This is a genomic window from Nocardia amamiensis, from assembly GCF_015477605.1.
GTDB classification, from domain to species: Bacteria; Actinomycetota; Actinomycetes; order Mycobacteriales; family Mycobacteriaceae; genus Nocardia; species Nocardia amamiensis_A.
Genome location: NZ_JADLQX010000301.1, coordinates 1 through 278, shown reverse-complemented (window position 1 = coordinate 278; position 278 = coordinate 1). Strand labels below are relative to the sequence as shown.

General features: G+C 61.5%; 1 protein-coding gene. It reads left to right on the top strand.

The genetic code is table 11. The features are described 5' to 3' along the window. Positions 1-278, top strand: a 278-nt coding sequence (locus tag IU459_RS40390; protein ID WP_195134349.1) for a PLP-dependent transferase, incomplete at both ends; no start/stop codon positions are given.

The following is a 278-nucleotide window of genomic DNA, read 5'->3' as shown; positions in this document are numbered from 1 at the left end:
AGTATGTTGGCGGTCACTCTGACCTGATTGCAGGCGCGGCGATGGGCAGTAAAGCGCTGATGGCGAAAGTGCGCGCCCTGCGCAGCGCAATCGGCACGCAGCTGGATCCACACTCCAGCTGGATGCTCAGCCGCTCGCTGGAAACGCTGTCGCTACGCATGGAGAAAGCCTGGCAGAATGCGGAAGCGGTCGCGGCGTTTCTGCGCGATCACCCTAAAGTGGCGAAGCTGCACTGGCTGCCCTATCTGGATGCGGAGAGCGCCGAAGGGAAAACCTAT